Annotated in this window: 11 protein-coding genes; 5 read left to right on the top strand and 6 right to left on the bottom strand. The window is 59.7% G+C overall.

From position 1 onward, the window contains the following. Positions 1-82: 82 nt before the first annotated feature. Positions 83-514 (top strand): DUF2501 domain-containing protein, encoded by a 432-nt coding sequence (locus AC4HNJ_RS13490; protein ID WP_490480106.1) that lies wholly within the window; start codon positions 83-85, stop codon positions 512-514. A gap of 256 nt (positions 515-770) precedes the next feature. Here the strand turns inward: AC4HNJ_RS13490 and AC4HNJ_RS13485 are convergent, their stop codons facing one another. Genes AC4HNJ_RS13485 through AC4HNJ_RS13475 form a run of 3 tightly spaced genes read right to left on the bottom strand, consistent with a single transcriptional unit; the run spans position 771 to position 2,908 of the window. Continuing rightward, the gene (locus AC4HNJ_RS13485) at positions 771-1,367 is read right to left on the bottom strand and encodes an NADPH-dependent F420 reductase (RefSeq protein WP_490480105.1); all 597 of its coding nucleotides are present in this window, start codon (positions 1,365-1,367) and stop codon (positions 771-773) included. Between the two features lie 26 nt (positions 1,368-1,393). Then, the gene (locus AC4HNJ_RS13480; protein WP_490480104.1) at positions 1,394-2,161 is read right to left on the bottom strand and encodes an SDR family NAD(P)-dependent oxidoreductase; all 768 of its coding nucleotides are present in this window, start codon (positions 2,159-2,161) and stop codon (positions 1,394-1,396) included. A 12-nt stretch (positions 2,162-2,173) separates the two neighbouring features. Beyond that, a complete protein-coding gene (locus AC4HNJ_RS13475) occupies positions 2,174-2,908 on the bottom strand; it encodes an SDR family NAD(P)-dependent oxidoreductase (protein ID WP_490480103.1) in 735 nt (244 codons plus the stop codon). Positions 2,909-3,059: 151 nt separating this feature from the next. Between AC4HNJ_RS13475 and AC4HNJ_RS13470 the strand changes: the two genes are divergently transcribed. Then, positions 3,060-3,638, top strand: coding sequence for a TetR/AcrR family transcriptional regulator (locus AC4HNJ_RS13470; RefSeq protein WP_490480102.1), 579 nt, complete (start codon positions 3,060-3,062; stop codon positions 3,636-3,638). 206 nt (positions 3,639-3,844) lie between these two features. Here the strand turns inward: AC4HNJ_RS13470 and AC4HNJ_RS13465 are convergent, their stop codons facing one another. The 3 genes from AC4HNJ_RS13465 to AC4HNJ_RS13455 form a co-directional block, all read right to left on the bottom strand. Next, entirely contained in the window at positions 3,845-6,037 is a 2,193-nt protein-coding gene (locus AC4HNJ_RS13465; RefSeq protein WP_490480101.1) for a penicillin acylase family protein, read from the bottom strand. A 211-nt stretch (positions 6,038-6,248) separates the two neighbouring features. After that, positions 6,249-7,079: an S-formylglutathione hydrolase gene (fghA, locus tag AC4HNJ_RS13460; protein WP_490480273.1), complete on the bottom strand. Its 831-nt coding sequence runs from the start codon at positions 7,077-7,079 to the stop codon at positions 6,249-6,251. Between the two features lie 17 nt (positions 7,080-7,096). Continuing rightward, on the bottom strand, positions 7,097-8,206 hold the full coding sequence (locus AC4HNJ_RS13455; protein WP_490480100.1) for an S-(hydroxymethyl)glutathione dehydrogenase/class III alcohol dehydrogenase: 1,110 nt from the start codon (positions 8,204-8,206) through the stop codon (positions 7,097-7,099). 364 nt (positions 8,207-8,570) lie between these two features. On the opposite strand from AC4HNJ_RS13455, the gene AC4HNJ_RS13450 reads away from it, so the two are divergent. The 3 genes from AC4HNJ_RS13450 to AC4HNJ_RS13440 all read left to right on the top strand — a co-directional run bounded on the left by AC4HNJ_RS13450 (position 8,571) and on the right by AC4HNJ_RS13440 (position 12,535). Then, positions 8,571-9,914, top strand: a complete 1,344-nt coding sequence (locus AC4HNJ_RS13450) for a hypothetical protein (protein ID WP_490480099.1) — start codon at positions 8,571-8,573, stop codon at positions 9,912-9,914. A gap of 67 nt (positions 9,915-9,981) precedes the next feature. Beyond that, positions 9,982-11,361, top strand: a complete 1,380-nt coding sequence (locus AC4HNJ_RS13445) for an alkaline phosphatase family protein (RefSeq protein WP_490480098.1) — start codon at positions 9,982-9,984, stop codon at positions 11,359-11,361. Positions 11,362-11,521: 160 nt separating this feature from the next. Further along, complete coding sequence (locus tag AC4HNJ_RS13440) at positions 11,522-12,535, top strand: glycoside hydrolase family 16 protein (RefSeq protein WP_490480097.1); 1,014 nt, start codon at positions 11,522-11,524, stop codon at positions 12,533-12,535. Positions 12,536-13,033: the final 498 nt, after the last annotated feature.

Below are 13,033 nucleotides of genomic sequence, written 5' to 3'. Positions count from 1 at the left end.
CTTCTCTGCCACGTGGCAGCACTGACGTTTTGCTAACAAGCTTCGGTATTGAATGCGTGAAGGCAAACGGAGGGCTGTGTTTATGAGGACACGAACGGCAGGTAAGGCAGTGGTGATAGCTGCACTGGTACTGGGATTTGCATGCGGCACGGCGACAGCGCAGGACTTCGGCAAGCTTGGCGGCAAACTGGGCGGCATGTTGCCCGGCAGCAGCTCGATGACCTCGGGCAGCATGGGCAATGTCGCCGGTTTGCTGGAGTACTGCATGAAGAACAATTACCTCGGCGGCGAGTCAGGTGCATCCGGCATTGCCGGCAAGCTGCTCGGCAAGACCAAGGGCGGCTCCAGCAACAGCGACTACCTCAGCGGTGCCAGCGGCCTGCTCAAAGGCAGTCATGGCAAGACGACGGATCTGAATAGCGTAGGCGGCGGCAATAGCGATCTGAAGTCGAAGATTGCCACCAAGGCTTGTGGTGTCGTGCTCAAACAGGGCCAGCACTTCTTGGGACATTGAACTCACGCGTGATGCACAACAAAGCGCACCGGCTGCGAGGCCGATGCGCTTTTTCCGTTTCACGATGACTCCGGCACCGTACTTCACCGGACTACGTCACCACCCGACACAGCAGGTTTATCTAATGAGTAGGGTGAGTTCAACCTATCTCGGTGCTTTCCGAAACTTGCTCCGGCTTTCCCGCTGATGGCTCCCATCAGCCCCTGGAGATCGGATCTTTAGGCAGGATCGCATCGAAATTTGCGATCAGGATTCGTTAGTCGAACTTGACCAAGTCCTTGAAGATCAGGTGTCCCCAGCTTTTTCCGCGCGCGTGCACAAGCAATCCACCGTCCGAAAGCCCGCCAAGCTGGATCGGCGCGAAACCGAGTTTTTCCGCCAGCGCACCAACCTCCGCCGCGGCGCCATCATCGTCGCTCGCCAGGAACACGACTCTCCTGCCACCGTGTACGGCCGGGTCCTGACCCAGCACGGCAGCGATCAGATGGTTGAAGCCTTTCACCAACCTGGCTCCGGTGAACACCTTCGCGACGAAGGCAGAGGACGCGAGACCGTCCAGTTCACCAAGCGGGGCCTGCGTGTTCATCGCGTCGATGATGGTCTTGCCCTTCCAGTCGGGCAGCGCTTTTGCGACCTCCGGGTGCGACTCGAAACGGACAGCCAGAAAGATGACGTCCGCGTTGACGGCTTCGGCCAGGGTTTTGGGAATGATCGTGGGCCCGATCGCGGCCGCATCGGCTGCAAAGCTTTTCGGGTCGCGCGTGGTTGCAACGGCCACTTCGATGCCGTTGCGGGCAAACGCCTTGGCAAGTGCGTGACCTATCTCGCCGAAGCCAATGATGGCGTAACTCATATGTTTCTCCTTCTTTCTCGGCGAGGTCAGAGTTTGTAGCCGCCACTCGCTTCGATCGTTTGGCCGGTCACCCAATGGCCTTCATCGGAGGCCAGGAACGCCACGACGGCGGCGATTTCCGAAGGCTCGCCAAAGCGGCCCAGCGCGATTTGGGACTCGGCCGCCTTGACGAGTTCGGGATCCTTCCGAAAATCAGCGTTCGCATCCGTTCGCGTGTAGCCTGGCGCTACGGCATTCGCGGTGATGCCGCGCGGCCCCAGCTCGGACGCGAGCGCATGGGTCAAGTTGTTGATGGCCGCTTTGGCCATCGAGTAGACGGGTGCGGCTGTCACGGGCTTCGTAGCGGCAGCGGAGGAGATATTGATGATGCGTCCATCATCGGCGAGACGATCCAAAGCGGCCTGGACGATAAAGAAGGGCGCGCGGGCGTAGACCGCCATCAGGGTGTCCCAACTGTCTGGCGTCGCGTCCTTGAAGCCGAGCCAGCCGGAATTGCCGGCGTTGTTGACCAGAATGTCGAGGGTCCTGCTTCCGTTGCGCCGGATGAACGCGTCGTCGAGTTTTTCGAACAAGGCCGGGATGGTTGCCGGGTCTACGAGATCCGCATGGATCGCGAATGCCGTGCCTCCCGCTTGCTCGATGGCCGCGACCGCCTCGTCCGCGCCGGATTTACTGGCGTTGTAGGTCAGCGCGACCATCGCACCGTCCTTTGCAAGACGTTCGGCGATGGCGCGGCCAATGCCCCGTGATGCCCCGGTAACGAGAGCAGTCTTGCCCTTCAGTGATTGTGCCATTTGATTTTCTCCTCAGAGTTGCGCCAGGCCGCCATCAACGGCGACTTCGCTGGCGGTCATGAAGCTGCTGTCCGGCGACGCGAGAAAGGCGGCCACCGCCCCGATCTCGGCCGGATCGGCCATGCGCTGGAGCGGAGTCATTGCGGCGAAGGCTTTCTGGCCTTCCTCGCCCAGCGCTTCCTTGGCGAGTTCGGTCGCTGTCGCCCCGGGTGACAACACGTTGACCCGGATGCCGGTGCCCTTCAGGTCCTCCGCCCAGGTCCGCGCGAGGTTGCGCACGGCCGCCTTGCTCGCGCTATAGGCAGTGAATCCTGGGGCACCCGTGGTGCCGGCGCTTGATCCGGTCAGGATGATCGAACCGCCCGGGCTCATCAGCGGCAGTGCCTTCTGGACCGTGAAGATCGTGCCCTTCACATTGGTGTCGAAGGTTTCGTCAATGTGCTCGGCAGTGATCTGGCCAAGCGGAAGCGGACTTCCCGCCCCGGCGTTGGCGAAGACGATGTCGAGGCTTCCGCGCTCGGCCTTCACCGCCGCGTAGAGTCGGTCGAGGTCGGCCTCATTCGCGACCGAGCCCTTCATCGCGCGGGCGTTGGGCCCGAGGTCGGCCACAGCGGCGTCGAGCGCTTCCTGCCGGCGGCCGAAGATGAAGACGAAGGCTCCCTCCTCGATGAAGCGCTTTGCTGCGGCGCGGCCAATGCCGGTAGCGCCACCCGTGATGACTGCAACCTTGCCCTCAAGCTTTCCCATAACTTCTCCTTTCGTCGTGTCGGACGGCGCCTCTGTTCCCTTGGTACAAAGGCGCTGTATCATATGGATCACCGATCCAGATTCTGATTTACAGCATCCGAACCACTGATCCATATAATGTGGATCGCTGATCCGCTTGTCAAGGTTTCCTATGCGAGCCGACGCAAAAAAAAATCGCGGCCAAATTCTCACGGTCGCGCGGGACGTCGTCACCGAGCATGGTGCCAACGCGTCGATGCGCGATATTGCCCGCCGGGCCGGCGTCGGGTTGGCCACCCTGCTTCGCCATTTCCCGACGCGAGAAACCCTGTTCGAAGCGTTGCTGTGTACCCATCTGGACGCACTGACGCAGAAGGCAGACGAACTCGAAACGTCGACTCCGGCTGACGAAGCACTTCTGTCCTGGTTTCGGGAATTGGTGGCATTCGCCCAAAGCTATAGAGGCGTTGTCGCCATGATGGCGGCCGCCCACACGAACCCGGACTCCGCTCTTTATACGTCGTGCGCAGCGGTGCATTCAGCAGGTGCGCGACTGCTGCTCCGTGCTCAGCGCGAAGGAACGGCGCGCGCCGATATGAATGGGGACGACCTGTTCGCCCTGATAACGGCTATCGGCTGGGCGGTCGACCAACCCTCATTTGCCCCACGGGCCGAGCATCTCTTTCAGATTATCGCGAGTGCCATCCTGGCAAATCGGCCCAGCAACGATGTCAAGAAGGCAACATATTGAATCACCCCCGCATCGGGCTGGCCGATGGTCACCCTCGACCATGCGGAAACCCGCCTGCCTGCGGCAAAGGCGCAACGCTTCATCGGGTTTCTGCGGGAACGCTTAGGGGCAATTTCGAGGCCTCTCTGTTTTCGCCGCGCATTACTGTCGCAATGCACCTGGAACGGCTGCTTCCATCTATGCAGCCGTTTTGTTTGCCGGCACGGCTAAATCGCGGGGTGGTAAACGCTCTCTACGTGGCCTTTCAGTTCATCGGGCCAGAAATAGACCTTGCGCAAATCGCCGGTGGTGTAGCGCTCGGCTTCGTCGTCGAAATGCGGTGAATCGACGTGGCCGCTTTCGCCGCCGGCGGTGATGGCGCGTGCGCGCACGCGATTGCCGAACTCGACCACCGCCACAAAACTGTTGCCACTGGTGCCGTAATAATGCTTCGTACCGGGCCAGCGATGCGCGCCGAAAGATGCCAGCGAGCCCCAGCGCGACGACGTGAACGGCACCGGGATGCTTGGCTTGGCATCGTTGAAGGGTTGCACGATGTCGCTGGTGAGACGCTGGAAGCGATTCACTTCACCCCACGGTATGCCCCAGCTCCCGAAATCTTTCTGCAAGCGGTCGGAAGCGTCGACCAGCGCCTGCAACCGCGCCTTCGCACCGGCTTTCGACGCCATCATGTCGTACACCGATACTCCTTCGGCATTGTCGGCCTTGTCCATCTTGTCCCACAGGATGTCGCCCCAGAACACCGCCAGTGTGGTCGGCATGGAGGTAATGCCCCAGCGGTAGTTCCAGTGGCGCAGCATGGCGATCTGCCCTGCCAGTTTTCGCTTCAGCGGATCGCTGGCCGGCAAGGCGTCATAGTCACTGACAAGAATCGGAATCTGCCGCGCGAATTCCGGCAGATAGGAATCGAAGGCCAGATTGATCAATGAGTCCAGCGTGAAATCTTTCTTGTCGGTGAGCAGCATGGTGGCGTGGATGCCGCGCGGGTTTTCGCCGACGGTATCCATGTAGCGCGGGAAATCCTGCCGCTTGGGACTGTACGGGCCGGCTGCGGAATACGGCCAATCATTGGTATTCATGACCCAGCCGTTCGGCGGATTCAACACGTGCGGCAGCTTGTCGAGCGGATACAAGCCTTTCCAATCGGTAGCGGGGTTACTGCCATCCACCGGCTTGGTGTAATCGAACCGATCATCGCGCAAGGGGATGAACTGCGGATGCAGATAAGCGATCTCACCTTTGTCGTCCGCGAAGATCGTGTTGTTGGATGAATTGGCTTTCAACTCTGCCACTTTCATGTAGCTCGCGTAGTCGGTGGCCTTGGTGCGCAACCAGCTTTGTTCCAGCGCTTCCATCGGCTTATTCATTAAAGCCATGGCGATCCACTTGCCATCCAAGGCACGCACGATAGGGCCGTGATGCGTGGCATAAACAGTGAACGTGCGTTCGGCCATCGAGCCGTCCGGCTTGCGGTAAGGAACCGTAATGCGCTTCACGGCGACGGGGCGCAACGTATCGCCGTAGCGGTAATAAAGCTTGCCGTCCTTATGCACGATGGTTTCAGCAAATTCGTCCACCGCGTCGGCGGTGGTGGACGTATGCATCCAACCGATATGCTTATTGAAACCCTGATAGATGAAGAACTGCCCCCACGTCACTGCACCATAGGCATCAAGCCCCGCATCGCTCGACATCTGCAATTCCGAACGGAAGTAGAATGAAGTGTGGGGGTTGATCAGCAGCAATGCATGACCGTCGACAGTGAGCTTGGGTGCTATCGCGATACCGTTGGAACCGGATGGCTCCACCCAGCTCGGCGGCGTATCGATGCTCGCTACAGTCGAGTCGTCATGTCCATAGAAAGCTCGCAAACCATCCAGCGATACGCGTTCGATATCGCCACCGATGCTGCCCTCGCTGAAGCTCAACGCCATCCACGGCTCGAAATGATGGATGACGCGCGGATGGACTTGCGGATGCGAGGCGAGATAGGCATTCAAACCATCGGCCCAGGCATTCATCAATGCCTGCAACCATGCCGGGCTGTTCGCGTAATCGCGCTTCAGATCGGCCGGATCGATGAACAACTTCATGCGTAGATCGCGCCAGATCGCGGACTCGCCTTCGGCTTCAGCCAAGCATCCCATGGCATTGAGATAATTGGTTTCGACGCGATTGAAATCGTCCTCGGCTTGCGCGTAAGCCATGCCGAATACCGCATCCGCATCGGTTTTGCCATGCACGTGGGCAATGCCCCAGTCGTCGCGCGTGATGGTGACGGCTTGTGCTTCGGCTCGCCAGCGCGCCTGTTCGGAAGTCGCTGCCTGCGCAACGTCGATGCTCCCCTGTGCCAACAGCATCACTATCGCAGCCCAATACCCTACCTGCCTTGCTCGCATCCCCACGATCCCCTGGTTACCACCTCAGGTCATGGTAGCGAATGCATGCTGGACCGGTAAGGCGCGGCGCATCATCCCGGACGCGAGATAATCCCGTTATGTTCGGCCGGCAGATTCCGCTTCAATGCCTTGGCCGAAAAAGCCCTCGCCGCGCGTCGCTTGCGCCTATGAGCTGTCGCTCCGTCATAGATGCGCGAGGAACGGCCGCACCTTATGGACGCAGGGCTGCCGCGTGATAGGCCATATGTTCGCCGATAAAACTGGCGATGAAGTAATAGCTGTGGTCGTAACCCGGCTGCATGCGCAATGTGAGCGGATGTCCCATGGATTCGGCAGCGACTTTCAGCCGCTCCGGTTGAAGCTGGTTCTGCAGGAACTCGTCCGCGTCGCCCTGATCGATCAGCAAGGGAATTTTTTCGTTGGCAGTCTTGACCAGTTCGGTCGCATCGTACGCGCGCCATGTTTCGCGGTCATGGCCCAGGTAGGCCGAAAATGCCTTCTCGCCCCACGGCACTTGCGATGGCGCAACGATGGGAGAAAACGCCGATACGCTTGCGTAACGCCCTGGATTCTTCAATGCAATGGTCAGCGCACCATGTCCGCCCATGGAGTGCCCGCTGATGGCACGGGCAGCCGTCACCGGAAAATACTGTTCCACCACGGCCGGCAATTCATGCACGACGTAGTCGTACATGCGGTAGTGCTTCGACCACGGCGACTGGGTGGCGTTGAGATAAAAGCCCGCGCCCTGGCCGAGATCGTAAGCGGGATCGTCGGCCACCGCTTCGCCGCGTGGACTGGTATCGCATGCAACGATCGCCATGCCATGCTCAGCGGCATAGCGCTGAGCGCCAGCCTTGGTGATGAAGTTCTGTTCGGTGCAGGTCAATCCGGAAAGCCAGTACAGCACCGGCACGCTTTGCAGCTCGGCCTGTGGCGGCAAATAGATCGCGAAACGCATCTCGCCATCCACAGCCCGGGAAGAGTGGCGGTAAACATCCTGCCAACCACCGAAACAAGCGCGATGTTCGATGCGTTCCATAGTCATGTTCCTTCCAGTCAGAAGTGAATGACAGTGCGAATGGATTTGCCTTCATGCATCAGGTCGAAGGCTTCGTTGATGCGTTCCAGCGGAAGCGTGTGTGTGATGAACGGATCGAGCCGGATTTCACCGCGCATGGCTTGTTGCACCATGCCCGGCAACTGGCTGCGGCCTTTCACGCCGCCAAAGGCACTCCCGCGCCACACGCGCCCGGTAACCAGCTGGAACGGACGCGTGCGAATTTCTTTGCCGGCGCCGGCCACGCCAATGATGATGCTCTCACCCCAACCTTTGTGGCAGCACTCCAGCGCGGCACGCATCACGTCGACATTGCCAATGCATTCGAAGCTGTAATCGACACCACCGTCCGTCATCTCGACGATGACTTCCTGGATGGGCTTGTCGTAATCCTTGGGATTGATGCAGTGAGTCGCGCCCATCTCGCGTGCCAGCTGGAACTTGTCGGCATTGATGTCGACTGCCAGGATGCGTGAAGCCTTCGCCTGCGCGGCGCCCTGGATCACCGCCAAGCCGATGCCGCCCAGGCCAAATACCGCCACGGTGGCGCCCGCCTCTACTTTCGCTGTGTTGTGCACCGCACCGATGCCGGTAGTGACACCGCAACCGAGCAGGCACACTTTTTCCAGCGGGGCTTGCGGATCGATCTTGGCCAGCGAAATCTCCGGCACGACGGTGTATTCGCTGAAGGTGCTGGTGCCCATGTAGTGATAGATCGGCTCGCCCTGATAGGAAAAGCGCGTGCTGCCGTCTGGCATGAGGCCCTTGCCCTGGGTGGCGCGCACCGCCTGGCACAGGTTGGTTTTGCCGGACAGGCAGAATTTGCACTTGCCGCATTCCGCTGTATAGAGCGGAATGACGTGATCGCCCGGCCGAAGCGTGGTGACGCCCTCGCCTACCTCAACCACGATGCCGCCGCCCTCATGCCCCAATACGGCTGGAAAAACACCTTCGGGATCTTCCCCGGACAAGGTGAAGGCATCCGTGTGACAGACGCCCGTGTGCGTGATTTTCACTAACACCTCGCCCTGGCGAGGCGGCGCCACGTCTATCTCGACAATTTCCAGCGGTTTGCCCGGGACGAAAGCGACGGCAGCACGTGATTTCATGAGTCGGTTTCCTGAACTATCGAACCAAGAACAACGATTATCGGACCGTCGCGAGGTGGCCGAAATACACAAAACTCCACGTTGTACGATGGCGGAGTCAGCCTGCCGCCATCCCGTGCGACATGATGACGTTGATCAGGATCGGCCCAGAGAGCGTGAGGCGCGGCGAGCGAGCCCCATGCTTTTTTAGGCATGCAGTGCCGGGACACAGCGTGGTGTCGAGGCCCCGTCGAGGCAGCAAGATCTCGAAATGGTCATAGTCGCCCGCGCAAAAATGGCTCTGGACACCCATCCCGCGCCGGCATCCCATAACAACGTGGCGAATCGATGGAGGATACGGAAGCACGACATGCCGTAACAACCCATGCAGAGATGGCGCACCACTGTTGCAATGGGATGCGTGGCTGGGCTGTTGCTCAGCGCGGCGCCGCTCATCTGCGCGCAGTCGGCGGCGACATGGCAGGCACAGCAGGCGGCGGCCCTGGCCAAGTCCGATCAGATCATGGCCAACGTTCGGGTGCATAAGGGATTACTGGCTCAGTACATGGCGATGCGTGCAGCTTATGCGCGCGACAACTCGCCGGCATTTCGCCTGATCTTTGGACAGTATGTCAGCTGGTATCAAAGCTTCATCGGCGACTATCCGGCGGCCGTAAGGAGCTTCTCGATCGCCCAGCCCCCCAGCGCCGATGACAAGCCTTCGCCACTAGCGGGCGGCGACTATGCCGCCCGCCCTGCCGTCGAAGCCATTCCCGACCTGGCCCGCCACTATCGCATCGTGCTTTTCAACGAAGCGCACAACGTAGTGCTCACGCGCAGTCTCATTGTGCAAATGCTGGCCCCACTGTACGCGGAAGGCTTCCGTTATTTTGCGGCCGAAACACTGGTGCAGAGCGATACGGCCTTGCAGCAGCGCGGTTATCCCACACAGGACAGCGGCTTCTACACCGAGGAGCCGATCTATGCTGAAACAGTGCGCACAGCACTGAAACTCGGCTTCAAAGTGATTGCCTATGAAGCCTCCGACGATACTCAGGGCGCGGACGCACGCGAGACCGAACAGGCACGGCAACTGTACGAACGCGTATTCGCCCACGATCCGCAAGCTCGGCTGGTGGTGCAGGCAGGCTACGGACATATTCTGACGACGGGTGCCTATCTCGGTGGGAAATCCATGGCCGAGCACCTGTATCAGCTCACTCATCTGCCGATGCTCTCCGTCGAACAAATCATGATGTACCCGCACCCATCGACCGCGCAGGATCATCCCTATTACACGGAAGTGATGAAACGCTTGCATCCGGACACACCCATCGTCTTCGTGACACCAGCGGGCCAGCCGTGGGCACTCAAAACGGGTTACAGCGTGAGCGTATTTTTCCCGCTCGAAAAACTCGAACGCGGACGTCCTACCTGGCTGAGCCTGGGTGGGCTGCGCCACCCGCATCTGGTCACCGCAGACAACTGCGAAGCCCAGTATCCGTGCCTGGTCGAAGCGCATTACAGCAACGAAGGACCAGATGCCATTCCGGCAGACCGCGTACTGCTCGATCAGCCGCCACTGGCCGTGACCGGTCCGATGGCGGTGTATAGCGGCGTACAGGACATGCCCTGGAGCGAGCTTTATCTGCGCCCCGGCCGCTATCAAGTGAGCTACACGGTCCGTGGCGACCGCGTGTTGCGCCGGGAAACCGTGATACAGCCCTGATCACCGTTGCGATGCCCGATACGCCTGTCCGCTAGAATCGCCGTGTTTGCTCCGCTCATGGTGATTCATGCGATATCGCTTTGTTCTTGCATTTGCGCTTGCGGCCGGCTTGAGCGGCCTTGCTCATGGCCAGGCTCCGCAACCTTCGAATAACGGCACGGCAGCGACGCATGGTCCCATCGTAGTGCTGATCACCATTGACGGCTTTCCTGCGCGGGCGCTAAAGGACCCGCGATTGCCCATGCCCACATTGCGCAAGCTGCAAGCCGATGGCGCCTACGCGCAAGCCATGGAGCCGATCAATCCAACCGTAACCTGGCCCAATCACACCGCTTTGATCACCGGCGTGAGTGCTCGCGTACATCAAGTCATGGCCAATGGGCTGATCACTTTTCCATCCGACGGCAGCGCGGTGGAAGTGAAGCCCTGGACGCCGAAATCCGAGCTCGTGCATGCGCGCACGCTGTATGACGCACTTGCCGAAAAAGGCATGAGCACAGGCCAAGTGGATTGGGTAGCGATTTACGACGCCGAGCACGTACGCTGGACATTCGCCGAACGACCCGAACCGACAGGTCCCATCGCCAAAGACCTGATTGCCCAGGGACTCGTCACGCAAGACCAGCTCGCTACATTTGAAGATAGCAGCCCGGCTTGGCGCGACCAGCTATGGACGGACGGCGCCATCGATATCCTGACCCGGCACACGCCCAATCTCCTTTTGTTCCATTTATTGCAGACCGATACGCTGCAGCACGCCTATGGCGCACTTTCGCCTGCTGCTTATGCTGCCTTCGCCGATGCGGATGCCTGCATCGCGCGACTGATCGAGGCCGCACGCAAGGCAAACCTGCTGGATCGCATCACCTTCATCATCGCTTCCGATCACGGCTTTACCGATTACACGCATGTGATCCGGCCCAACGTAGCGCTCGTGCGCGAAGGATTGCTGCGCAAGGAAAAGGGAAGTTATCGCGGTGATGTATGGGTTCAGCCCGAAGGTGGAGAAGCCTCGCTGTATATTCATCACCGCAATCCGACGCAACGGGCTGCGTTGGTATCCAAGCTGAAAGCTTATTTCGAAACGCTTCCTGGGGTCGCAGCGGCCTATACGGGGACAGATGCACAAACGCTCGGCATTCCTTCACCCGGTACGTCCACGCAAGCACCGGATTTGTATCTGGCTGCCAAGCCCGGCTATGCCTTTGTGGGTGGTACCGAAGAACCGCTTGTAGAGGATGTGACACCAGCGAGAGGCGCGCATGGCTACCTGCATACCGATCCGGATATGCAGGCGCTGTTTATTGCCTCAGGCGCGCATATTCGTCGCGGCGTCAAATTGGATGCGATCAGCAACCTGAGCGTGGCGCCGACGATCGCCAAATTACTCGATGTCTCCCTGCCGAATGCCAAGCAGCCGCCACTTACTGATATCTTGCAGCAGTGAGACCTGTTCTACAGATTTGCTTCTGGAAGCCGAAGACATTAAAAACAGAACAAAGGGGCACGCGTATCCCTCATGTCTGAACCGTCACTCCGGCGAAAGCCGTAATGGCCTACCGGAGCGCACGCCGCGTATCCGCCCTACCGTCATCACTCAGTTGTCTATGCCGATCACATCTCTTTCCCGCCCCTTTCTCGTTGCAGCGTTTTCCATCGGTGCGGGCCTGGCAGGCTATGCCAGCACGGCCGCCGCCATCGACATCCCCTCGCCGCCCGGATGGACATTGCAATGGAGCGATTCATTTGCCGGTCCGGCAGGTTCGCTTCCTTCGGCAGCCAACTGGCGCATCGATACCGGTCACTCCTATCCGAACGGTCCGGTCAACTGGGGTACTTCGGAAATCGAGGACTACACCAACCATCCAGCCAATATCCGCCTGGACGGCCAAGGCCATCTGCTGATCACGCCATTACGCGACGCCAGTGGGGAATGGACCTCCGGACGCATCGAGACAGTACGCGACGACTTCACCGCGCCCAATGGCGGCATGCTACGCATGGAAGCACGCATCCAGATGCCCGATGTCACCGGCGATCGCGCACTCGGCTACTGGCCGGCATTCTGGGCGCTGGGCAGCGATTTCCGTACCAACAGGATGTGGCCGCAAGCCGGTGAGTTCGACATCATGGAAAGCGTCAACGGACTCGATGCGGCGTGGGGCATCCTGCATTGTGGCGTCAATCCGGGCGGCCCCTGCGGCGAGCCGATCGGCATCGGCGCACGTCTGCCCTGCCCGCACGAAGCCTGCACGGCAGGACCCCATACCTTCACATTCGAATGGAACCGCAGCGTCATGCCGGAACGGATGCGCTGGTTCGTGGATGGCCAGCTCGTCAACCAGGTTGCAGAAAACCAATTGCCCGCCGAAACATGGCGCGCACTCACCCAGCAGCACGGCTACTTCATGTTGCTCGACGTCGCCATGGGCGGCGGATTTTCATTCGTGATGGCCGGCTGGAAGCCGACACCAACACCCCAGACCGAACCCGGACATTCCATGGTGGTGGACTATGTCGCGGTGTGGACCAAGCCCGGTAACGGCAAGAAAGTCCCGGCGGCGCCGGAGATGGCAGCAGATGCCAGCAAGCAGATGCAGAAGCCTTCATCCAAGAGTTGATGTCACTGCTCCTAGGCGCAAGTTGCTGATCTTTTGAAACTCTCCTGGCTGCGGCGCAATCACTGCAATCAATGAACGACGCAAATTACGCGCCGAGCACGTTCTGCTTCAAAAGGACGCGATGGAAGCCAACCGGATTATCGGCGGCGTCGAGGACAACCGCCCCCCTTAACCTCCTGACACCCACGCTGCCGCCACAAACGTACGGCACCGGCCATGGCATCGAACCGCAACGCACTATGGCAGCTTGCCATTCACGAGCCCCGTATTGGGCACTAGATAGCCGCATGCGTGCATGCGCGATCTAAGCAACGTGAGAGCCAGAAAATGTTGCCGTCGTGCAAAAGATCTGTTCGCCCGCGAAAAGGTGACAAATCCAAAAAGAGATATCGTCCTTAAGGAACCTCTGATTTATTCCTGATCATGAGGCATGATGGCCGTGCAGCATTGCGTGAAGACGGAAGTGTGATGAAACAGACCAGCTTTGCCTCCTTGAAC

This window comes from Dyella sp. SYSU CM1112, from assembly GCF_058216415.1.
This window is presented reverse-complemented; position numbering and strand designations above follow the sequence as displayed.